25 protein-coding genes and 1 riboswitch are annotated in these 23103 nt (G+C 37.7%); of the genes, 7 read left to right on the forward strand and 18 right to left on the reverse strand.

Going from position 1 to position 23103, the window contains the following annotated elements:
* The first annotated feature begins 664 nt into the window (after positions 1 to 664).
* Positions 665 to 1024, forward strand: a complete 360-nt coding sequence (locus ACFX40_RS02440) for a YueI family protein (protein WP_028407910.1) — start codon at positions 665 to 667, stop codon at positions 1022 to 1024.
* A gap of 24 nt (positions 1025 to 1048) precedes the next feature.
* On the opposite strand, the gene ACFX40_RS02445 is transcribed toward ACFX40_RS02440, so the two are convergent.
* The 4 genes from ACFX40_RS02445 to ACFX40_RS02460 form a co-directional block, all read right to left on the reverse strand.
* Positions 1049 to 1774 carry a cell wall hydrolase gene (locus ACFX40_RS02445; RefSeq protein WP_050689417.1) on the reverse strand — a complete coding sequence of 242 codons (726 nt, stop codon included), beginning with the start codon at positions 1772 to 1774 and terminating at the stop codon, positions 1049 to 1051.
* Positions 1775 to 2086: 312 nt separating this feature from the next.
* On the reverse strand, positions 2087 to 2413 hold the full coding sequence (locus ACFX40_RS02450; protein ID WP_013082248.1) for a hypothetical protein: 327 nt from the start codon (positions 2411 to 2413) through the stop codon (positions 2087 to 2089).
* Between the two features lie 147 nt (positions 2414 to 2560).
* Positions 2561 to 2755, reverse strand: a complete 195-nt coding sequence (locus ACFX40_RS02455; protein ID WP_013055990.1) for a hypothetical protein — start codon at positions 2753 to 2755, stop codon at positions 2561 to 2563.
* A gap of 17 nt (positions 2756 to 2772) precedes the next feature.
* The gene (locus tag ACFX40_RS02460) at positions 2773 to 3618 is read right to left on the reverse strand and encodes a patatin-like phospholipase family protein (RefSeq protein WP_013055989.1); all 846 of its coding nucleotides are present in this window, start codon (positions 3616 to 3618) and stop codon (positions 2773 to 2775) included.
* A gap of 307 nt (positions 3619 to 3925) precedes the next feature.
* Here ACFX40_RS02460 and ACFX40_RS02465 point away from each other — a divergent pair, with 307 nt between their 5' ends.
* Positions 3926 to 4111, forward strand: coding sequence for a YkvS family protein (locus tag ACFX40_RS02465; RefSeq protein ID WP_013082245.1), 186 nt, complete (start codon positions 3926 to 3928; stop codon positions 4109 to 4111).
* A gap of 316 nt (positions 4112 to 4427) precedes the next feature.
* Positions 4428 to 4667: a hypothetical protein gene (locus ACFX40_RS02470; protein WP_098791188.1), complete on the forward strand. Its 240-nt coding sequence runs from the start codon at positions 4428 to 4430 to the stop codon at positions 4665 to 4667.
* A 33-nt stretch (positions 4668 to 4700) separates the two neighbouring features.
* On the opposite strand, the gene ACFX40_RS02475 is transcribed toward ACFX40_RS02470, so the two are convergent.
* The 9 genes from ACFX40_RS02475 to ACFX40_RS02515 form a co-directional block, all read right to left on the reverse strand.
* Complete coding sequence (locus ACFX40_RS02475; RefSeq protein ID WP_013055986.1) at positions 4701 to 5402, reverse strand: NAD(P)H-binding protein; 702 nt, start codon at positions 5400 to 5402, stop codon at positions 4701 to 4703.
* 68 nt (positions 5403 to 5470) lie between these two features.
* Entirely contained in the window at positions 5471 to 5968 is a 498-nt protein-coding gene (gene queF / locus ACFX40_RS02480) for a preQ(1) synthase (RefSeq protein ID WP_013082243.1), read from the reverse strand.
* Positions 5969 to 6066: 98 nt separating this feature from the next.
* Entirely contained in the window at positions 6067 to 6798 is a 732-nt protein-coding gene (gene queE / locus ACFX40_RS02485) for a 7-carboxy-7-deazaguanine synthase QueE (RefSeq protein WP_081085294.1), read from the reverse strand.
* Positions 6791 to 7231, reverse strand: a complete 441-nt coding sequence (gene queD / locus ACFX40_RS02490) for a 6-carboxytetrahydropterin synthase QueD (RefSeq protein WP_013055983.1) — start codon at positions 7229 to 7231, stop codon at positions 6791 to 6793. The genes queE and queD overlap by 8 nt, the downstream gene beginning before the upstream one ends.
* Positions 7231 to 7896, reverse strand: coding sequence for a 7-cyano-7-deazaguanine synthase QueC (gene queC, locus ACFX40_RS02495; protein WP_028414148.1), 666 nt, complete (start codon positions 7894 to 7896; stop codon positions 7231 to 7233). The genes queD and queC overlap by 1 nt, the downstream gene beginning before the upstream one ends.
* A 230-nt stretch (positions 7897 to 8126) precedes the next feature.
* A riboswitch (PreQ1 riboswitch) is annotated at positions 8127 to 8170 on the reverse strand.
* Between the two features lie 70 nt (positions 8171 to 8240).
* The gene (locus tag ACFX40_RS02500; RefSeq protein ID WP_377253981.1) at positions 8241 to 9362 is read right to left on the reverse strand and encodes a GerAB/ArcD/ProY family transporter; all 1122 of its coding nucleotides are present in this window, start codon (positions 9360 to 9362) and stop codon (positions 8241 to 8243) included.
* A gap of 26 nt (positions 9363 to 9388) precedes the next feature.
* Positions 9389 to 9625 (reverse strand): hypothetical protein, encoded by a 237-nt coding sequence (locus ACFX40_RS02505; RefSeq protein WP_013055980.1) that lies wholly within the window; start codon positions 9623 to 9625, stop codon positions 9389 to 9391.
* 11 nt (positions 9626 to 9636) lie between these two features.
* On the reverse strand, positions 9637 to 10836 hold the full coding sequence (locus ACFX40_RS02510) for a Ger(x)C family spore germination protein (protein ID WP_377253983.1): 1200 nt from the start codon (positions 10834 to 10836) through the stop codon (positions 9637 to 9639).
* A gap of 24 nt (positions 10837 to 10860) precedes the next feature.
* Positions 10861 to 12468 carry a spore germination protein gene (locus ACFX40_RS02515; RefSeq protein ID WP_028407902.1) on the reverse strand — a complete coding sequence of 536 codons (1608 nt, stop codon included), beginning with the start codon at positions 12466 to 12468 and terminating at the stop codon, positions 10861 to 10863.
* A 207-nt stretch (positions 12469 to 12675) separates the two neighbouring features.
* Between ACFX40_RS02515 and ACFX40_RS02520 the strand changes: the two genes are divergently transcribed.
* On the forward strand, positions 12676 to 13395 hold the full coding sequence (locus ACFX40_RS02520) for a 3-ketoacyl-ACP reductase (RefSeq protein ID WP_098525326.1): 720 nt from the start codon (positions 12676 to 12678) through the stop codon (positions 13393 to 13395).
* Between the two features lie 65 nt (positions 13396 to 13460).
* Here ACFX40_RS02520 and ACFX40_RS02525 read toward each other — a convergent pair whose 3' ends face one another.
* The 3 genes from ACFX40_RS02525 to nhaC form a co-directional block, all read right to left on the reverse strand.
* On the reverse strand, positions 13461 to 13586 hold the full coding sequence (locus ACFX40_RS02525; RefSeq protein WP_013082238.1) for a DUF6254 family protein: 126 nt from the start codon (positions 13584 to 13586) through the stop codon (positions 13461 to 13463).
* An 87-nt stretch (positions 13587 to 13673) separates the two neighbouring features.
* Positions 13674 to 14555 (reverse strand): alpha/beta hydrolase family protein, encoded by an 882-nt coding sequence (locus ACFX40_RS02530; RefSeq protein ID WP_377253985.1) that lies wholly within the window; start codon positions 14553 to 14555, stop codon positions 13674 to 13676.
* A gap of 292 nt (positions 14556 to 14847) precedes the next feature.
* A complete protein-coding gene (nhaC, locus tag ACFX40_RS02535; RefSeq protein WP_028407901.1) occupies positions 14848 to 16230 on the reverse strand; it encodes a Na+/H+ antiporter NhaC in 1383 nt (460 codons plus the stop codon).
* Positions 16231 to 16649: 419 nt separating this feature from the next.
* On the opposite strand from nhaC, the gene ACFX40_RS02540 reads away from it, so the two are divergent.
* Positions 16650 to 18761 (forward strand): ATP-dependent Clp protease ATP-binding subunit, encoded by a 2112-nt coding sequence (locus tag ACFX40_RS02540; RefSeq protein ID WP_377253987.1) that lies wholly within the window; start codon positions 16650 to 16652, stop codon positions 18759 to 18761.
* A 50-nt stretch (positions 18762 to 18811) separates the two neighbouring features.
* Here the strand turns inward: ACFX40_RS02540 and ACFX40_RS02545 are convergent, their stop codons facing one another.
* Positions 18812 to 19078: a hypothetical protein gene (locus ACFX40_RS02545; RefSeq protein WP_098525329.1), complete on the reverse strand. Its 267-nt coding sequence runs from the start codon at positions 19076 to 19078 to the stop codon at positions 18812 to 18814.
* A gap of 340 nt (positions 19079 to 19418) precedes the next feature.
* Here ACFX40_RS02545 and ACFX40_RS02550 point away from each other — a divergent pair, with 340 nt between their 5' ends.
* Positions 19419 to 21002, forward strand: coding sequence for a PAS domain S-box protein (locus ACFX40_RS02550; protein ID WP_098525330.1), 1584 nt, complete (start codon positions 19419 to 19421; stop codon positions 21000 to 21002).
* 132 nt (positions 21003 to 21134) lie between these two features.
* Positions 21135 to 21269: a hypothetical protein gene (locus tag ACFX40_RS02555; RefSeq protein ID WP_255256572.1), complete on the forward strand. Its 135-nt coding sequence runs from the start codon at positions 21135 to 21137 to the stop codon at positions 21267 to 21269.
* An 80-nt stretch (positions 21270 to 21349) separates the two neighbouring features.
* Here the strand turns inward: ACFX40_RS02555 and ACFX40_RS02560 are convergent, their stop codons facing one another.
* Positions 21350 to 23044, reverse strand: a complete 1695-nt coding sequence (locus ACFX40_RS02560; RefSeq protein WP_263034697.1) for a M3 family oligoendopeptidase — start codon at positions 23042 to 23044, stop codon at positions 21350 to 21352.
* Between the last annotated feature and the right edge of the window lie 59 nt (positions 23045 to 23103).

Raw genomic sequence — 23103 nt, forward strand, 5'->3', positions numbered from 1 at the left:
CCTCAAATTATATTTCATTCTCTTTATTACATATGTTATTCACCTACCTCTTGCATAGGCGATCGCCTCTTTTTTTGTGATTTCTTAAAAAATATTCCTTTTCTACCACCTCGTTAGGATTAAACAAGCGTAGAGACATATATTTTTTAAGGCTTTGAAACATACTACATGTAACTTATGTAAAATAAGAGAGATGAAACGAGGAATGGACCTTTGTAATTTCCAGCACCTGCTGCAATAAGGAATAAACATAATATGAACGCATAAAAAGAACGCTCAACAAAAATGTTGACCGTTCTTCTTACGAAAATACATAGCGATTTTTTATTAATTTATCTGACCCTTTGCTTGACCGTATATGCCCTAAAGCTATATAATCCCCTTTTTATACAATGCGCTTTGAACATAAAATCATAGGAGCGTCTCCCCAAACGCTGCTATGTATGTATATCTGTAATCGCTTACAAACCTTTAATAAAAAACCGATAGGATTTTCTATCTATTTACATTAAACAATATTTTAGGCTAAATTTCAACACATTTTTTGTTTTTCTTTGTACTCAGCAAAAAAACAGGTGATATAGCACAGTGATTTTCCTTTTTTCCTCTCCCTTTTACTTATAGCCATAATCGTTTATAGTTTATAACGAAAGGAAGTGACGCAATGTCTGATCAACTAGAAGAATACTTAGAACGAGGAATGTACGGAGCAAAGGAAACAAAAAGAGACGAAAGAAGATATTTCTTAACTGCTCTACGTGAGAATATTGAACTTGCGCTAAAAAAAGGGCAAGTCATGAAAAAAGATGCAGTAAAAATAAAGCCTCTTTTAAAAAAAGTGAAAGACGGTCATTTGTTTTTAAATGGCTCCTTGTCTTACTCATACCTCTCCCCCTATATTCAAGCGGCTAACGAACATAAAGTGCCTTTTACTATCGTTCAGAACTTAGAAGCTGATACCGATATTGGTCTGGTTTTAACAGGTTCTGAAGGCAGTTTGGAACGAGATATTTTTTTAGACTAAAAAAAGAGCCATAACGGCTCTTTTTTATTTAGCAAATACATGATGATCAATTGTTTTAATTACAGCACGTGAACGAATCCAGTTATCGGTAGCTGTTTTTGGATTATAAAAGTAAATGGAATCGTCTAAACGATCTTTTCTAGTCAATGCTTGCTCTACTGCTTTTTTCGAATCTTCTGAAGCAGGTTTGTTAATTGATCCGTTTTGGACCGGTGAAAAAGCGTATGCTTTTCCGACAACTTGTTTAATAACTCCTGTTACCGTATCTGGAAACTTCGGAGAATCTACACGGTTTAACACCACTGTTGCTACCCCTACTTTTCCTTCATATGATTCGCCTTTTGCTTCAGCTTCTACTAAGCGCGCTAATAAATCTTTTTCACTTGCTGAAATCGAAACTGCAGGTGTTTGCTGTTCCGTCGGTTTCGCTTCTGGTTTCGGTTCCGGTTTTGGTTCTGACTTGGCTGTATTAGCCGGTGCTGCCGTTGAAGGTTCCGTTGTTTCAGCAGCCAGCACTTTTGTCTTACTCGGAATCGCTAATGTTTCACCAATATAAATCATATCTCCTTGACGATTGTTTAATTTTTTAATATCGTCAATTGTTACACTATATCTTTTACCTAACTTCCAAAGACTATCGCCTTTGACTACTTTATAATTAGTTGCAGCCGTAGCTGTTGCATTAAAACCTATAAATGAAAGAGTAGCTAAACAAGCTACTACCATTGATTTCATATAACTATGTTTCATAGGTAATACCTCCTGAAATTTCGTATGGTATTACTCTATCATAGCTATATAGGGGTTTCACCGAACGATTTAATTACATTTCTTTAAGTTTGATGAACAAAATTACGTTCGGAACACAATTATGACATTGTACCTTGTTTTTTGTCATAATCACGGTAATTTTTCTGAAATACAGGTATATTTTCCCGGTTTATTTCAGTTTAATCAGAAATTTCTTCATTTGTTTTTCCCTTATAATTCTTATGATAAACATTTAAATTCATCTACTTTTACACAAAAGAGCTGAATGTTGTAATCAACATTCAGCTCTTTTTAATCTTCGATCTCAATTTCTACAACATCATAGAAATCAATCACTAGCTTAGCACCCGTATCATCCATAAACGTAAAGACGTCTTGATCATCTGATAAATGTATCACGTATCCGGTCAACTGCTGTTCACTGTTGTCGTAAACAGTAGTAATTAGAATTTTTTTATGATCTACATATGCTTCTTCTAATAACGAATGGAGGTCATAGTCCCCGTCATCTTCGGGCCGGTTCGTTAACAGCATCCCATAAGTCGTCATTCCATTTTTATCTTTCCATATATGATCTGCAAAATAAAAAGGTGCTGTACTTTTTCGAAACTCATCCATAATATCCCTCCTATAACTAAACACGTTTATTCGCTCTTACCGTACGTTACTAAATAAACGCACAAGCACTTGTAACAGTATATTCTCTACTGTACAGGCTCATACATCCATTATATAAGGCATAATCAAATAATGCCATCATTTCGTTTAGCTCCTAGGAATTTCTAGATACGTATAGGTAAAATCCCCACCGCGTCCAGCTATTCCACGAAAATGTTTGAAATCAGGGCGATTTACTAAAAAAGGACGAAAAGCAAGAAAGTCTTCTTTTTTAACTTTAATTTCGGTTACTTTTCCTTCACTTAACTCATTCAACATGTTTATGGCTGTTTGTTCATCCATTCAGTTTCACCTCGCTTTTAACTGTTCAGCCAATTTTGCAGAGATGCAAATTGAGCTTCAGCTTCTTTATATCCTTGGTTGTAAAGAGCGTCGAGACGCTCACGATTCTTCTCAATTCGCCCTACTACAAGAGGGGTTTGCGGACGAATCACAAAGATATTCCCCTGTCTTTCCTGTTCTTCAATATATGACAATGTTTCATTATACAATTTATAGCGGTTCTCAAGCGCACGAGTCAGCCCATCATAATGACGATATTTGCGCTTCAATAACCAAAGCATATTTGATTTCTTTTTTCGATATCCTTCGTTTCGCGTTAGCACAACAATATTTTTTCTATATCCATCCTGCACTGCTTTTTTGATTGGAATCGGATCACTGATTCCTCCGTCTAACAGCTCTTTTCCTTTATATGTAACGACAGGTGCTAAAAATGGAAGGGAACTAGAAGCGCGAACCGCTGTCAAAATGTCCCGGTCATACTCATCAAAATAAACGGGTTCTCCAGTCACACAGTCCGTTGCTCCTACTACAAGCTTCTCTGTACGCTCAGCAAATGCCTCAAAGTCAAATGGAAGAAGCTGATTAGGAATTTCATCAAAAACGAAATCCATTCCAAATATCTCTTTTGTTTTAAAATAATTTTTCCACGACAAGTAGCGAGGATCTTCTAAAAAATCTAAATTAGCTTTGCGACTTCTTCCTATTTGTCTAGATAAATAAGAAGTGGCATGACAAGCGCCGGCTGAAACGCCAATTACATACGGAAGGTACAGATTTCTTTCCATAAAGTAATCTAAAACTCCAGTTGTATAAAGGCCTCTCATACCGCCTCCTTCGAGCACGAGTCCAGTATCTTTCAATTTCTACACCTTCTAATTCTTATAATTTATGACAAGATTATACCTCGTTTATTATAACGAAAGATGCACAAAGATGGAACTGTCCTGCTTCTCTCTTTCATTAAAGCTACCAATTCCTTTTATTTCTCAGCACATTTTACTTATTTTTTCAATTTTATTTTATATTTTTTCAAAAAACTCTTTACTAATTCCCAGTTTTAAGGCAAAATTGTAAAAAAGAAAACGCTAACTAGTTTTACTATTTTTAAAATTAAAATTATTTAAAAAATTTATAATGAACTAATTTAAAACAAAGGAGCGATAAATCATGAAAATAGCAGAGGTAGGAAACTTGATAGAATTTAAAAATGGCTTACAGGGCATTGTTGAAAAAGTAAATGAAAACTCCGTGATTGTAGATTTGACTTACATGACAAACTACCGCGATTTAGACTTAGAACAGCGAACTGTTGTCAACCACAAAAACTACATCATCATTAATCCAGCTATGTAAAGGAAAAAAGCAGCCGGAAAGCAAAAGCGGTTGCTTTTTTATTGGTTTTGAAAGAATTGATTCTTTTGTTCTTCTGTAATAATCCCCAGCTTATACATGAGGTAAATATACTGTTGCACCTTAACATCCTTCGAACTTTTTTTCACTGTACTCCCTCTTTTCTAAAATGTTTCTTTATACAATAATATATGGCTGAGATAAAAAAAGTTTCCTTAAAGAAACAAAAACAGGCCCCATTTTTTCTTGAAAGGGGCTTATTTTCGTGTGACAATAAGAACAAGCTACTACTATCTTCTTACTGAAAGGAATTACTAGCATGTTTGATACTGTATTGTTTATCGTTGCTCTTATTGTCATTCTTTTTTTCATCGTGCAGTTCGTTTTTAAACGCAAACAAACTTCAAATAAAAAAACATCCGTTGAACCCATGAATTATGCCGAAGAAGATTCTAACTCCTACACAAGCTGGAGTGAATCTGCTTCTAACCACGATCATGATGGTGATGGAGATGGAGATAGCGGTGGAGATGGAGATGCGGATGGTGACGGAAGATAGAAAAAAAGCCCCTTCTTATGAAGAGGCTTTTCTTTATTTTGATAATACTCGCTTGCCGTTGGTAAACGAATAATAGCATTCACCTGTATAAATGTCTTGGCTTTCATGTACATGAACGCCACATTTATCTTCAAGAGCAGCTTTCATCATCGATTTGGCTACGTTATACGCTTTAATTGGACGATACTTTCTCCACTTTCCTACAAGGCAAAATGAACACGACTTTAACGTGTATCCCCCAATCTTTTCAAATAGGCGAAACTCTTGACGCTTCCCTAATAATAACGATGGGCGGAAAAAGTGAGTAGAACGGATATACAAGCTTGCGATATCTTCTTCTACTTGCCCCTTTACTTTACTGTAAAAGAATGGCGAACGAAGATCAGCACCAATTGCTGTGATCGTTAAAAAGTTTTTGCAGCGATATTTTTCTGCACATTTAGCCGCTTTTAAAGGAAATTCGTAGTCCACTTTAATGAATTTCGCTTTTGTTTTTGCTTTTTTCATTGTCGTGCCTAAACAGCAATATACATCATCAACTGCAAAGCATTCTTCGTGCTTATCAAGCTCTGAAAAATCAATTTCAAGCTGACGTAGCTTTGTGTGTTCGATTGGTAGCTTTTTTCGAACAAACACTGTCACATGGTTATATAAGCTGTTGCTTAATAACATTTTTAAAAGTTCTTGACCAACAAGTCCGCTTGCACCTAATACTAATGCTGATCTCTGTGACATTCTTTCACCTTCTCACCTGTTGTTTTTGCAATGGAAAACAGGTTGCATACACAACCTGTTTGTTCGAATTAACGATTATCAATTGTTTCTGGGTATAAATCATGATTCATCAGGCGATAATTAGCCATTTCTTCATATTTCGTACCGGGACGGCCATAGTTTGTATATGGATCAATTGAAATCCCGCCGCGTGGTGTGAATTTTCCCCATACTTCAATATATCTTGGATTCATCAGTTTAATTAAGTCATTCATAATAATGTTCATACAGTCTTCATGGAAATCTCCATGGTTACGGAAGCTGAACAAATAAAGCTTTAACGACTTGCTTTCTACCATTTTTTCATCTGGAATGTAACTAATATAAATGGTTGCGAAATCCGGCTGACCTGTTTTTGGACATAAGCTCGTAAATTCCGGACAGTTGAATTTCACAAAATAATCACGATTTGGATGTTTGTTATCAAATGCTTCTAGAATCTCTGGTGCATATTCAAACAAATAGTTTGTTCCTTGATTTCCAAGGAGTGATACACCTTCTAATTCTTCATCTTTTCGACCGCTCATTTGCATTTCCTCTCTTTCTACGATTGTCATTCTAACAGCGTTTTTTTATTTTGTATATATCTGTTTTTATTTTTCTTTGTAAATTTTTTGCTATGCGCTTACACGCCTCGTTTATTTCCCCACACAAGGGCGTGAACCTGCGGCAGAACTCTTACATCGTTCATGTTTTTAGCTGCCACTGCCTTATCGATTAACCACTCATACTTTTTAAGCAATTCTTGTGTTAACGACGCATTATCGATTGTCGTTAAGTCCTCGTTGCCTACTTGAACAAAAAATGGAACCTCAGGATAACGTTCATGAACAGACGCTGCATACTCAAAGTCCTCATCATTAAATACAACGACTTTTATGCTTATATGCGCCATGCGTTTTTCCTTTAGTAATGTCTCTATAATATCGTCTAATACGGAGAAATTTGTTTTCATTAATGAACTTGGAGGCTTAGGAGAAATCGTTAAATCATCGATCTTTAGGAACCAATCCTGATAACGGCTTCCCTGTGTTTCAAGAGCTGCTTTTACCCCTTGACTGTGCAAAAGCTCTACAAGTGAACCAATCGCCTTGATAAGCGCAGGGTTTCCTCCAGAAATGGTGACGTGATCAAAGCAATCTCCTCCAATTTCTTTTAGCTCCGTCCAAATTTGTTCTGCTGTTAGCTGACGAATATCGTTTTTAGCTGATCCATCCCACGTAAAAGCTGAATCACACCAGCTGCAGGAATAATCACAGCCTGCGGTACGAACAAACATCGTCTTACGTCCTACAACCATTCCTTCCCCTTGAATCGTTGGTCCGAATATTTCAAGTACTGGAATTGTATTAGCCACGTTTTTTCACCTTCTTTGGGCGGTAAACTACGTAACTTGTCGGCGTTTCCCGCACGAATACTTGTACGCAAGAAGGCTTATTTGGTAGTGTGTCTAGATATTCTTGAACCAACTCATAAATTTTACGGGCAACAACTTCAGTTGTAGGAAAATCATTTGGATTTTCTTCGTTAAAGATAGAATGATCGTTCAATAATGTATGATCAAATTGACCAGAAACAATTTTTTTCAATAGCGCAAAGTTTACTAAAAAGCCCGCTTCGTCTAATGTATCTCCGGCAACAGTTAGATTTACAAAATACGTATGTCCATGGACTTGACGGCATTTACCTGCTTCTGTGTGAGGAACAAAATGTGCCGCAGCAAACTGCATATCTTTGTTCAGTTCATATTCATAGTCATGAAATACTTGAGGATACATTTGTTGCAGCATTATTTCTCTCCTCCTTCTTTTGTTTGCAGGTATTGATCTAACCCGCGTTTTCGCAATTGACATGCGGGACATTCGCCGCACCCGTCAGCAACAATACCGTTGTAGCACGTTAATGTTTTTTCACGCACATACTCAAGCGCCCCTAGCTCATCGGCTAACGCCCACGTTTCTGCTTTATCAATCCACATAAGCGGCGTATGAATCACAAATTCAAAGTCCATTGATAAATTAAGCGTGACGTTTAACGATTTCACAAATACGTCTCGACAGTCTGGATATCCTGAAAAATCAGTTTCGCAAACGCCTGTTACGATATGACGGCCTCCGCTGTTTTTAGCCAGTACGGCTGCAAATGATAAAAATAACAGATTGCGGCCGTCCACAAACGTTGTAGGCAACTCTCCTTCTTTTTGCTCGATCTCAATGTCATCTCGCGTTAAGGCATTTGGTGCTAATTGATTTAAAAGTGACATATCTAGTACGGTATGCTTCACACCTAAATCAGCTGCGATAGCTTTTGCTACCTCTATCTCTTGACTATGACGCTGACCGTATTGAAAAGTAACCGTTTCTACTTCTTTAAAGTTTTTCAAAGCCCAAAATAGACATGTTGTACTATCTTGACCTCCGCTAAATACAACAATAGCTTTTTCATTTTTCATCATTATTGTTCGTCTCCTTTTTGATTGAAATCAAAAGAAGAAGAAACTTTATTGAACCGTTCGTTCCCTTTGTGACTAATTTTATAACACAAAAAAGAGACTGCTCTTTTCCAGCAATCTCCCTAAAAAGCAACTAAGATACACGTCCTCGCCAGCATACACGTCAAAAAGACGCGTTGATAGAAAAGCACGTGAAAGAAGACACACTAAAACCGTGTCTTTTGTCATCAACGATGATCTTAGTTTTTTATAGAGGGAGTTTTCGAACCTCTCCCGTACATATACAAACGTGTACGGCGTTTCTTCTTGAATTGTCATCGTATTATACCACATGCGTATGAATAATGCTATGTTTGTTGGCTTCTATCGCCTTTAGCTGCCTTATGTTTCTTTATATAAGAAAGCGCAATAAATAACACCGGAAAACAGACGCTTAGTACAAATAAATAAAACGGCCAGTAATATTTTTCAAAATAATTGAAGTAAGCTGTATTAGGAATAATGTAATACGCCACGCCTGTAATAATTAGACCTAAAGGAAAGCTTAAAAAATTGCGCACCCGTAAATTACACAATTGGACGATACTTAACTGAATAGCATAGAACACAATAACAACTTTAAAAAAGATAGATAACATCCAAATAATAGCTACTAATACTTCAACATGCTGAATCGTTGCACCTAACGAAATCATTTTTCCTAATAAATAAACTGGGTAGCTGTGCATCGATGCAATATTCGCGCCAAGAGCTAATATACAAGCCGCAACTGCAATCGTAATCGTCAAGCCCGATGCGACAGTGCCGATAACAAACATTCTTTTTACCTTTTTTCCATCTTTTATATGAGGCGTAATCATTAGAATAAAAACCAATTCCATAAACGGGTTTCCTAAAAAATAAGTGCTCCCTAATACTAAATCATCCATGCTAAATTCAAAAAAAGGATAAAGACGATCAATTTTCATCTGAGGAATATTTAAAACAATTAACAATAAAAAGGGGACCACAATCCAAGGCAAAAAGATTTCCGCGGTTCTTGCTACCACTTCAATACCTAGATACCCTCCGTATATAACAGCTAAAAGAACAAGAGCATGAATCCACGTAGGCAGAGTTTCAGGGACAATTTGAGTCGTCATGAATGTACTGATATCTCGAAGCGAAAACGTAGACTGAATGAACATAAAGAAAATGTAAATAAGAGAAATACACGTTCCTGCATAAGGACCTAGCGCCTTTTTAGCTATTTGAATGAATGTTTGCTGAGGGTAACGCTGAATCAGCCATAAAAGCACCGCAACGATTAAAAGTGCAAAGCCAATAGCAAGCACACCGCAAAACCACGCATTTTGTCTATTCGTCTCTAATAATGTAGCGGGAACTGCCAAGATGGCGCTTCCGATACAAAAAACATAAATGAGAAAAAGAAATTGTTTCGGACTAATAAATTCTTTTATTTGCATCATACACACCTTCTCTCCTACATGCTTGCTCACGTGAATAACAAATGATGAACGGTTCTAGTAAGAGGCTTAATTAGTGCCTCTAAAAAGTACAGAGGCGTAGGAACTTCTTTACGGAGTGTAATCGCTCCCCAAAAGAATAGACCCAAACCTATAAGACAAAGGTAGACGACTATCTCACGATAATACTTTTCCTTTCGGAAGTTGATCATTATTTTTTTAGTCAAATAAGCAAGCAGTACAAGTAAGGCGATAAATCCCTCCATTTTCTTTCTCCTTAATGCTTCATTTGCTTCATATATGAGTTATTTAACGTGCCTAAGCGACGGATTTGAACTTTTGCATCTAAATCGACGGTTAAATCCTCTGCGTAAATTCTGTTCCAGTCTCTTTTCATTTTGTACCATCTCTTTACATCTTGTCTGTAAAACGTTTCTCCAAAACCGAAGATATCACTTTTATAATCTTTTTGAGCTTTTTCCACTGCGTCATTCATTTTTTCTTTTACGTCCGCTGCTGTTTTTCGTTCGAGCATATTGATTACAGCTGGGTCCTGTAAGTTTACTTGACACTCTACATCTGCCACGTTTGCTTCACCTTTTAAATCCACGTGAATATGAGGCTTATGGTTTTTCATAGAAGCCGTTACCTTCACGTTCGTTCGAAGCATTTCTACTCCGATGATATCGTGCTGTTTTTCTTTTCCTTCGCATGGAATAACAATTAACGTACTTTTTACATTTCCTGTAATATAGTTATATCCTTTACTTTCGTCTTCATTGAACCAGCCGATCAGCTTATCATTTTGAAAGACACCTAATCCTTTAAAATTGAGCAGGGTGGACAGATTAGTCCGGGAAATGCTCGACATATCTCCTGCCTTTTTCACGTCGCCTTTGACCAATACTCCCGATAACACCGCCTGCTTTCCCTCGCTGGTTAAGTTACTGATCAGTTCATTTAACTTTACTCCTCTAGTAGGTGCCCAAATACGCTGTGACACGTCTAATGAAGCAAACATATGGTTAGCTGGTATTTTTTCGATTGTTGTTAATACGTTCAAAACGCTCGATGCTTTCGTGTTTTTAGCCACAACAACAAAATAATCGGTACGCACTTCATGATCCCGAGCAAAGAAATCAAGCACTTCAGCAATACCGTCTTCCGCCATGCTTTCGCTAAGCACTAGCATTCGTAAATGAGAAAGATAAATTTTCCGCGGAGATTTTGTCGTTATTTTTCTTAACCCCTCCATTACAGACGAAGCCTTAATAGAAAATGTGGTAACAGAAGGCCCGTTTGTAGGGGTTTTGGCCTGAATATCACCAGGGTTAATCAGCTGAACTGTTACAATGATGCCATCTTCTGCTTTATCAATTCCGACGGCAACCGTAATGGCTAGCTCATTCAACTCTCGACTGCTCCAGCAGCCGCTTAATAGCAATGAACAGATACATAACATTAGAAATGCTTTCATAGTAAACGGCCACCTTTACACAGTTTAGTTTTTTTGCGTCTTTTGACGTGAAATATTCTTCTCGTTAATAAGCTTTGGCCTTGTTTTCATTTTTTTAATCGAACGTCTAATCAGAACATCCTTTTGATCACGCTTCACAAATGGAGCCATAGGTGTCATATAAGGGACTCCAAATGACCTTAAGCTGCATAAATGTAAAATCATTAAAATTAGCCCCAGGATAATACCGAACAAGCCAAAAGTAGCTGCTAAAACCATTAAGATAAAGCGCAGCATCCTTACTGCAATAGCCATATCATACACGGGTGACACAAAGTTACTAATAGCGGTGATGGATACAACGATAACCATTGCAGGTGAAACTAATCCCGCTTGTACGGCGGCTTCTCCTAAAACGAGTGCTCCCACAATCGAAATAGCTGAACCTACTGCTCGAGGCAATCGGACTCCCGCTTCTCGCAAAATTTCAAACGTGATTTCCATAATAAACGCTTCAATAATAGCTGGAAAAGGCACACCTTCCCTTTGAGCTGCAATACTAATTAACAAAGCAAAAGGAAGCATCTCTTGATGAAAAGTAGTTAAAGCAATGTAAGCAGAAGGTGTTAAAAGAGCTAAGAAAAATGCCATGTAGCGCATTAAGCGAATCAATGTACTAATATCTGCGCGCTGGTAATAATCTTCGGCCGCTTGAAAAAATTGAATAAATAAGGCAGGAACCATTAATACAAAAGGTGTACCGTCTACTAAAATGGCTATTCGCCCCTCTAAAAGACCTGCTGCCACGGAGTCTGGACGCTCCGTGTTATGCATAGTAGGAAAAGGTGTATAATCTTCATCTTGAATCAACTCTTCGATATATCCGCTCTCCAAAATACCGTCTATATCAATTTTAGAAAGACGCTCCTTTACCTCTTGAATGACCTGTTCATCCGCAATGCCGTCTATATAAACGAGCGCAATATCCGTTTTTGTAAACTCTCCTATTTGCTGTGATTCAATCCAAAGTTTTGGAGATTTTATTCGGCGCCGAATCAATGCGGTATTGGTTCGCAGTGTTTCTGTAAAACTGTCTCGAGGCCCTCTTACAACGGTTTGAGACTGTGGTTCAGAAACAGCCCTGTCTCTCCACCCTCTTGTACTTGCCACAATACACGTTTGATATCCTTCTAAAAACAGTACGGTATCTCCTGATAACACATGAAGAAGAGCATCATCCAATGTCTTTGCTTCCATGATTTCACCCGCTGCCAAACTATAGCTTTTAATCAATTCGTACATATTAACAATGCCATCATCATGTGTTAAATGTTCATCGTGATAGTGCATAATGGAGTCCAGCGCATAGTGTTCAACTTCATCTTTATTTACCAATCCGTCGATGTAAGCAACACCTAAAGTAAATTTTTCTTCAATCGAAATTCGAAACTCTCGCACAACTAAATCCGTGCTCTGTCCCAATGCTTTTTTCATGCGGGATAAATTATCTCCCGCCCTCTCAGATAATTTCTGCTCTTCCTGTGTAGAAGAAGCACTAGTATCCTTAGTGTCCTTAGAGTCCTTCGATTCGTCAGCTTTTTCTTTCCGCTGTTTGGATTTATTCGTTAACTCAGATAGTTTTTTTATACGCATTGTTCATCCTCCACTACATTGAACGAAAAGAAACGGAATTTCTTCTTTTTAGTCTCTATAGTTTTTGTATGAAAAGGAAATTTATACTTGAAGCCATTTTAATAATCTTTATTTTTGACATCATTTGTGCATTTCTATAGGATAGTAATGGATAATTCTTTGTTATTATGAAGAATGTTTATGCGGAACATTGAAAGGAGTCTATACATGGCACAATCACTTAAAGGCAAAGTAGCTCTTATTACAGGAGCAGGAAAAGGCATCGGTCGTTCAACTGCGATTGAATTAGCAAAAGAAGGCGTAAATATCGGTTTAATTGCTCGTACAGAGGCAGATTTAAAGGCTGTTGCTTCTGAACTAGAAGCATTTGATGTACAAGTTGCTTATGCAACAGCAGATGTTTCTTCTATAGAAGAAGTAAACGCAGCAGTTGAGCATCTACATACAAAATTAGGGGCAACGGATATCTTAATCAACAATGCAGGAATCGGTAAATTCGGAAGCTTTTTAGAGCTAGACCCAGCTGAGTGGAAACAAATCATTGATGTGAATTTAATGGGCGTTTACTACGTAACGCGCGCCGTTCTACCTCAATTAATCGAAAAAAATGGTGGAGACATTATCAATATTTCATCCACTGCTGGTCAAAAAGGCGCTCCCGTTACAAGTGCTTACAGCGCTTCAAAATTTGGCGTGCTCGGCTTAACTGAATCTCTAGCGTTAGAAGTGCGCAAACACAATATTCGTGTAACAGCTCTAACACCAAGTACAGTAGCAACGGAATTAGCGTATAAAGAAAACTTAACGGATGGCAATCCTGATAAAGTGATGCAGCCTGAAGACTTAGCAGAAATTATGGTCGCACAATTAAAATTGCATCCTCGTATTTTTATCAAATCTGCGGGCATGTGGTCCACAAATCCATAAACAAACATAGAAAAAGGAGAGCTTCAGCTCTCCTTTTTTGTATCTTCCTTTATATGGTGGTTACCTTATTTACGTTTAGGCGTGATTTCTTCTGATAGTTCTTCAAAAGATTTCACTTTTCCATGCGATGGGTTTTGTGATTGTTTTCGCACATTCCACTGACGCTCTTTTTGACTTTTAGACTGAGTCATTTTGCTTCATCCCCTTTTTATATGCTTACATGTAGTAGGATCAAACAAGCTGCTCTTTTCCATTCATCAAAACTGTTTCCAATTTCTTTACTGCTTAGCTAAATGTATTTTAAACCATTTATCAATTTCCGCGTTATATCGATCATAATATGCAGTTAGCGGATGGTCTCCGTTTTTGTACAGTACATATTTGTATTCTTTTCCCTGCTCATCTAGTTGTTTCACAAGCTTTTCAGCCTGCGTGTGGTGAACTTTACGATCATGATCACCCTGTAAAATCAAAAGAGGTGAATTTACTTTATCGCTCCAATAAACAACAGAACGACTTTTATACCTCTCCGGATACTGCGCCGGATCTCCTACAATCGTCCGCAGCACTTGTTTCATTTCAGGCCCTCTTTGATCATAGAATTGAAACATGTCTGTAATACCTGATTGTACGACAACTGCATCAAATTTAACGCCGTTTTTCATCGTTAAATACGTCATCATGCCGCCGCGTGAATATCCTAGCGCTACCTTTTGCTGGTGATTTACATAAGGAAGCTGTTCTCCCCACTTAATAAGATTTAACACGTCGTCAATATCTTTACCGCCGTACGTCTCTGTACCTTCACTTCCGCCATTTCCCCTGTATTGAGTCGCAACCACGACGTAGCCTTTACTTGCCCAATATGATAAGTACTGCAGTGTTTTTGCGCGAATCATGCCATGTTCGCGATTTCCTCCGCGATTATATACTAAAAGCGGATAATGTTTGTCTGCAATGTCTTTAGGCTGTACTAAAAACCCTTTTATCTTTAAATTATCACTAGGATACGTAATGCTATATACATCTACTTTATTTGAATAAGGCGATAATAAATTCAATTTTTCTTTATTTACATCATCACTTTCAGCTCGGTTGAAAACCGCTGTCACACCGAGCACAGCTACAGTGATTAATGCAATGATGCCCCATTTTTTCAACAGAAACCCTCTCCTCAATAAATATCTTTTCTCTTTTATAATGAGTGTTTTCATTTGGCTTTACCCTTCTTAAATGTTTGCTAAAAAGGGCATTCATCCCATCGCCAATACAGCTTATTTATCATACCGCAAAACTCAAATTTCTTCATCTGTAAAGAAATAAGAATTCATACAAATACATTAACAAGAAAGACGTATAGTAAATTGTATTATTAAATTATAGATTTGAAAAGTGGAATGATACTTTTTTTGTCGTTTTTTACCTGTCCTTTTTCCAAAAAAAAAAGCCCAGTTAAGACTGAGCTTTTTTCTTGGCAATGCCAATGCCTGTATATGCTAAAATAACTGAAAAGATCGGACAGAGAATGCTAAAGAATGTAAATGGAATATAGTCAGCTGCGGGAATATTTAATGCAGTTGAAATAAAAGCACCGCTGACACCCCACGGAATAATAGCATTAATAACCGTTCCGCCGTCTTCAAGCGTTCGTGATAAGTTTTTTGGATCTAAATTCCATTTTTCATACAGCGGCTTAAACGTCTGTCCAGGCAAGAGAATCGATAAATACTGTTCGCCTGTAATAACGTTCACTCCAATTGAAGATAGAAGCGTAGCAAAAATAACGTCTCCGCTGCGGCGAATTTGTTTTGCTAATCCTTCTAACAAAGCATCAATAATTCCAACGGCTCTCATCAAGCCACCTAGCGACAAGGCAATCATGATAAGGGAAATAGAAAACATCATGGACTGCAGTCCCCCTTTATTCACAATCGCATCCACTACTTTATTTCCTGACTCTACTGCCGGCCCGCTTTGAAGAACGCCTAGCAATTGACTCAGCGTAAATTCATGCTGTGTAATCATTCCTGTAATGATGGCCGTTACAATACCTAAAACTAACGTTGGCAGTACATCGACTCTTCTCATCGAAAAAATAAGAACTAAAAGTGGAGAAAGCAACGTTAACACGTGTAAATTAAACGTATGTTTTAATGCGTCTTGAATTCCTTGAATTTCCCCGTAATTGACGCTTTCCTGATTTCCGTTGATTCCGATTACCAGTGCAATGATTGCTGTAATAACAATACTTGGAACCGTCGTCCACGTAATGTGCTGAATATGTTTAGGAAGCGGGACTTCAACGATACCAGAAGCAAAATTTGTTGTATCAGACAAGGGAGACATCTTATCTCCAAACACAGCTCCTGAAACAATCATCCCCGCTGCTAGCCCTGGATGTACACCAATAGCAGTTCCTACGCCAAATAAAGCGACCCCTACCGTACTGACGGTTGTTAATGAACTTCCCGTGAATGTTGAAACTAATACGGTAATAACCAAAGCACTAATTAAAAAGTACTGCGGTGAAATCCAGTGGAAACCGTAGGATAAAATCGTCGGTATCGTTCCTCCTACCATCCAAATCGCAATAAGCATCCCGATCAGCATTAAAATAAGGATAGGCTTAATGCCCAGTCTAACACCATCTAAAATCCCTTTCTCCATTTCTGTCCACTTATATTTCAACAAAAAGCCAATCACACTAATAAATGCTACACCAAATATCAGCGGAATATGAGGCGGCAGCTTTAACGTAAATAATGAAACAAAAATAATAGCTAATAGCACCAAAACCACCGCTATTGATTGTATAAATGAAATTTCTTTTTTCATGAGGTATTCCCTTTCTATCTTTCTTTTTCACTTAAACGCTTTTATGCTTTTATGCAGTTAAGTGCAAACCTTCTTGAGTATAATTTTTATCCTTCTTGCTGTCAATAACTTATTTTATCCAACGGTAAGCTCTGCACTCATCTTTCCACTTTTCTTCTTATTAATATTAATTCCCTCTCCAAGCAGATCATTGTACAAAATGTCTCTTATGTTTTTACATGTATAGAACGGGTACACATAAAACACATCTTTTTTTAATGTACTGCCTTTTGTACATAAGCGAGGAACTTCCTTCAAAAATTTTTTAAGCAAAAGACTTGAAAGTCAAAAAAGGTCAAAGTATAATAACATTACGAAAGGTCAAGAAAGGTCAAACACCTGCTGATCTTCGATTAAAATCATTTAGGGAGGCTAATTAAATGATTTGTCAAAACTGTAATAAACGTGAAGCATCTATTCAATTAAATGTACAAACAAATAACCAAAAATCTCAATATCGTTTATGTCATACATGTTATCAAGCACTAATGAAAGAACATAAAATCCCATCAGGTTTTGGAGGTGGCGGCTTTATGAACATCGATGATTTATTCAATCAAATGGCGCACGAACAAGCTGCACCGGAGCAGCCACAGCAAGGAAATGGCGGCGGCTTTTTAGATCAATTTGGTCGAAACTTAACTCAAATTGCGAAAACGGGATTGATTGACCCTGTTATTGGCCGCGAAGAAGAAGTAGAGCGCGTCATTGAAATTTTAAATAGAAGAAACAAAAACAACCCGGTGCTAATCGGAGAACCTGGTGTTGGTAAGACAGCTGTTGTTGAAGGGTTAGCTTTAAAAATTGCGGAAGGAAAAGTTCCTGCCAAGCTGCTAAATAAAGATGTATATCTGTTAGATGTAGCATCTCTCGTAGCTAATACCGGCGTGCGCGGTCAATTTGAAGAGCGCATGAAGCAGTTAATTTCTGAGCTTCAACAGCGAAAAAACGTGATTTTATTTATCGATGAAATTCACCTTCTTGTAGGAGCTGGTTCAGCGGAAGGTTCAATGGACGCAAGCAATATTTTAAAACCAGCTCTTGCACGAGGCGAACTTCAAGTAGTCGGAGCGACAACTTTAAAAGAGTACCGTTCCATTGAAAAAGATGCGGCTCTTGAACGACGCTTCCAGCCGGTTATGGTTCACGAACCGTCTGTAGAAGAAGCCGTTGAAATTCTAAAAGGAATCCAAAGTAAATATGAAGATTATCACGGCGTTAGCTATACAGATGAAGCGATCCGCGCTTGTGTAAATTTATCACACCGCTACATTCAAGATCGCTTCTTGCCTGATAAAGCAATTGACTTGCTAGATGAAGCAGGTTCAAAAATGAACTTACAGGCAGGCATTACAAATAAAGACGACGCGGCCGCTCGCTTAAAAGAAATTACAAAAGAAAAAGAGCAGGCGCTAAAGGATGAAAAATATGAAGTAGCGGCAAAACTGCGCGATGAAGAAGCTGCTCTTGAAAAACAACTAAACGAAGAACAGCAAAAAATGAATGTGGATATCGCTGACATTCAAGCAATTATTGAAAAGAAAACGGGTATCCCTGTTGGTAAACTTCAAGAAAATGAATCAGCAAAAATGAAGCATTTAGCAGAGCACTTAGCTCAAAAAGTAATCGGACAGCAGGAAGCTGTAGAAAAAGTAGCAAAAGCGATTCGACGTTCTCGCGCTGGATTAAAAGCGAAGCATCGCCCAATTGGTTCATTCTTATTTGTCGGTCCAACAGGTGTCGGTAAAACAGAGTTAACCAAAACATTAGCTGAAGAACTGTTCGGCTCAAAAGATGCAATGGTTCGTCTAGATATGAGTGAATATATGGAAAAACACGCGGTGTCTAAATTAATCGGCTCACCTCCTGGCTACGTAGGTCATGAAGAGGCAGGACAATTAACAGAAAAAGTACGCCGTAATCCTTATTCCATCATCTTACTAGATGAAATTGAAAAAGCTCATCCAGACGTTCAGCATATGTTTTTGCAAATTTTAGAAGATGGACGTCTAACGGATAGTCAAGGTCGCACAGTAAGCTTCAAAGACACGGTTATCATTATGACAAGTAACGCTGGTGTAGGTGAAAAGAAAATTACGGTTGGGTTTGACGCAGAAAATGATGCGCTTAAGCAGGCATCCGTTTTAGATTCACTTTCATCTTATTTCAAACCAGAGTTTTTAAATCGATTTGATACAATCATTGAATTTAATCATCTTGAAAAAGACAACTTGATTAAAATCGTGGACCTTATGCTTGCTGAATTAAAAGAAACATTACAAGAACAAAACATCACGCTGAGCGTAGCAGCTGAAGTAAAAGAAAAACTGGCTGAACTTGGCTATCACCCTGCATTCGGTGCTAGACCGCTCCGCCGAGCAATTCAAGAACAGCTTGAAGATCGAATTACAGACTTACTTTTAGATGACGCAGACGTATCGACAGTGAACGTAACGTTAAATGAAGCAAGCGAAATCACCGTACAAAACTAATAAAAAAAGCGACTCTACTTGAGTCGCTTTTTTTATAGAAATACTTACGTTTATTTACTTTCATCTGTTTTTTCGTCAGCACTATCCGTTGATTCTTCTTGATCATCAGCTGCTTCATCCCCAGATGAATCATCTGCTTCGTTTTGCTTCATTGTTTCCTGTGAATCATCTGTCGTTGTATCCTCCGCTTGAGTATCATCCGACTGTTCTGTTTGCTGTTCTGTGGCGTCTTTTTCATCCGTTTGTGAGTTGCATGCTGTGATTAACATAATTGCTAGAAGTGATCCAAATAACTTGACTAATAAACTTTTGTTCATTTTACCGTCTCCCTTCGAATCATCTGAGCCTCTATGTAGTCACCATTCATATGGCTCTACTGGCAGTATAGCCTATCCAATTAGAAAAAAGTTCATTTTTACAAGGTTATCACAAAAGCTTTACATCCCCTTCATTTCGTTCATATTCCCCTCATATTTCCTTAATAGTTTATGACTAGCTGTATTCTAGATCTATCTTCCTTGGTCTAAGTGCTCAATTCGGCTATTCACACAGTTGTAACTATGCTAATATGAGTGATATATCACTATATCGTGCGACTAGCTGACTATAAAGTTATTCTCCTATAAAATTATTCACCATTTAAGAAAGGGATTTTTTATGGAATCACACAACCTCATAAAAAAACGGAATTTTATTCTTTTACTTATTTTTTGGCTGCTATATTTTGTCCACATTGTGTTATACCACTTTATTGCAGCTGATCCTCATATGATTGTTTTTATAAGCGGAGGAATTTTATTATTGGTAGTGACGGCTATGTACTACTTTCGTTTTCATCCTGCTATCATTATGTATTCTTTTTTTATATGCTATTATGCCTATATTGCGTACATGACATCTATTGAACCTGCTGTTATTAATTATTTATTTTTGTTTCTTGGAATTATTGTTAGCTTTATTTATTATAGCTATGTCGCTATTGTAATTTCTACATTAATGTCCATAATAATTGTTTTGTACTTTTATGTAAGCAACACTCTTTTTACATCTGTAACTTTCGTGAAATTAGATATCGTTTATTTCATTTTGTTTACGCTGATCACAATGATTATTTTGTTGTACTGTGCTCATTTCTCTAAAAAACTGATTGCTATTACGACGGTCAAAATGAACAAAACCGAAGATGAACTGTATTCAGCTCAAGAGTATTTACAATCTTTTTTCACATACAATCGCGACGCCATTGCCGTGTTCAGTCTAGACGGTAAAGTGATTAAAGTAAACGATGCTTTTGAGCAAATATACGGATGGAAAGCTGAAGAAATTGTGGGAAAAGCCATTCCATTTATTCCTGCCGGCTTAAAAGGCGACGCTGAAAGCCGATTAGAAAAGGTTAAAAAAGGAGAAAAGCTAGTAGCCTTTGAAACCCAGGACAAGCGAAAAGACGGAAAAATAATTGATGTAGAAAGCACTGTTTCACCTATTTTTAATCGTGATAAACAGGTCGTTGCGCTTTTTGGTATTTCACGCGATCTTACCGAAGAAAAGGAAACAGAAAAATTTCTTCGCCAAACCGATAAGTTATCTCTAGCCGGCGAAATGGCAGCGGGAATCGCTCATGAAATTCGAAATCCGCTTACTTCTCTGAATGGGTTTATTCAGCTTATTCATGAAGACAGCAGCCGCTATCATTCTTATACAACCATCATGCTTAGTGAACTGAATCGTATTAACTCAATCGTTGGAGAATTTTTATTGCTCGCTAAACCTCATGATACGGTTATGAAAAAGCATGCATTCTCTACTATTTTAAATGACGTTATTCTTCTGTATGAATCAGAATGTGTATTAAAAAATGTCGTAGTTAAAACGCAGGTGGAAGCCCCGCATACATACATCTGCTGTGATGCCAATCAAATTAAGCAAGTACTCATTAATTTGTTAAAAAATGCGCTCGAAGCTATGCCTAGCGGAGGAGAAATTCATTTAAACGTTACTCAGCATACTAAAGATCTTACTATTTTCATTAAAGATACAGGAGTCGGCATTCCTTCACATTTGCTTACGCACATTCAAAAGCCCTTTTTTACCACGAAGCCCTCAGGTACTGGTCTTGGACTTGTTGTGATTAAAAACATTTTGTATCAGCATAAAGGAACATTTGAGATTAAAAGCACTGTTGGCGAAGGAACCAGCGTTTCCCTTACGATTCCTTTATGGGAACAAGAAATTAATCATTAAAAAAGAGGCTGGAACAAAAGTATGTTAGTTGAAGAAAGATCCGAACGAGTTTGTTTCTTGATTAAGAATCAAACTCATTCGGATTTTTTATTATGAGGGTGAACGTAGATTTAATCTAGGTGCTTCTAGCTGTTGATTGGAGGGCAAGGCGAAGACTCCTGCGGGAAAAGCGGAATAGGTGAGACCCCGCAGGAGCATAAGCGCCAAGGAGGCTCACCGGCCGCCCGCGGAAAGCGAAGCCTTGCACAGAAATCAACGGCGGTGTAACAAGCGATTCATACTAGATTGTTTATCTCATTTGTTCGTCTTTAGATTGGATTGATTTTGTTGTGTCTCAATCTCTTTTTTTATAGCTTTTTATCATCAATACTATTTAAATAGTTTTCAATTTCATCTACTACAGACTGCACGCAGCCCTCTTCGAATGGAGAGATCAAATTCGCTTCCTCTACTAATTCTAAAAACGGCTTACTTCCGCCAAGCTTACACAAATGAACGTAATCTTGCCATGCTTGTTCATGATTTTCTCGATCTTTTTTCCAAAATTGAAATGCACAAATTTGAGCGAGCGTGTAATCAATATAATAAAACGGAGACGTGTAAATATGAAGCTGGCGCTGCCAGAAGCCCCCGCTTTCTAGATAGTGATGGCCGTCATAGTTTTTAGAAGGCATATATTTCTTTTCAATTTCTCGCCACGTTTGTTTTCGTTCCGAAGGCGTCATCTCAGGGCGTTCGTATACAGCGTGCTGAAATTCATCTACTGCTACCCCGTAAGGCAAGAAAGTTAAGCCTGAGCTTAAATGAGAAAACTGGTATTTATCTTTGTCTTCTTTAAAGAACAAATCCATCCAAGGCCATGTAAAATACTCCATGCTCATCGAATGAATTTCAGCTCCTTCATGCGTAGGCCAGTGATACTCATTGGTTTCCATATCTCGGCTGGAATACACTTGAAAAGCATGCCCTGCTTCATGCGTTAACACATCAATATCCCCTGATGTTCCATTAAAATTCGAAAAAATAAACGGTGCTTTGTATTCTTCAATAAACGTACAGTAGCCTCCGCCTGCTTTGCCCTTTTTAGCGACTAAATCCATCAAATTATTTTCAAGCATAAATGAAAAAAATTCGTCCGTCTCTTTAGAAAGCTCCTTATACATAACCCGTCCATTTTCAATAATCCACTTTTCATCACCTTTTGGCACTGCGTTTCCTGTTTCAAACTGAAACGGTTCATCATAATAAGTTAAGCTCTCTACTTGAATTCTTTCCTGCTGACGCTTTTTTAGTTTTTCAGTAAGGGGAACAATATACTCTTTTACTTGTTTGCGAAAAGCGGCAACCATTTCAGCATCGTAGCCTATTCTAGACATACGAGCATAGCCCACTTCTACGAAATTTTTATAGCCTAATTTTTCAGCAAGCTTGGTCCGCACTTTTACAAGTTTGTCATAAATATCATCAAATTCCTCTTCATGATCGGTAAAAAATTGAAACTTTGCTTCTGCTGCTTTTTTTCTCATTTCTCGATCAGGTGACTCCATAAACGGATCGAGCTGAGCTAACGTTCTTTCTTCTCCTTCAAATAAAATTTTAGCTGACGCCACTAGTTTCGTATATTGAGACGATAGCTTATTTTCTTCCTGAAGCTCTTTTACTATTTCCGGAGAGAACGTTTTTAACTGCATTTCAGCAAGAGAGAACAGCTGCTTGCCCCACTTTTCTTCTAGTTGCTGTTTAAAAGGCGAAGAGATTAACGCTTTGTAAAATTTCTCTACATATCCTTCTAAAAGCGGCTGTGTTTCATCAAAATAGTCTTGTTCTTCCTTATAAAATTCATTCGCTGTGTCGATGGAATGACGAATATAGCAGATGTTCCCCATTGTGCTGTACTGGGAATACGCATCATTTGCTAGACGAATTGCCTCGTTTTGCTGACTGACTGACGCTGCTTCCGTAAAGTGTGTAATGGCCTTTTCAAACTGCTTTTCAATTTCATTCATATCAGGTCGCGTATATGTATAATTCTCAAATTTCATCATTTGTACCCCTTCCTCTATTGTCTGTATGTAACCTAATTCGTTTTTATCCAGCTGTA

The sequence above is a fragment of the Priestia sp. YIM B13552 genome, assembly GCF_042787775.1.
Taxonomy (GTDB): domain Bacteria; phylum Bacillota; class Bacilli; order Bacillales; family Bacillaceae_H; genus Priestia; species Priestia megaterium_E.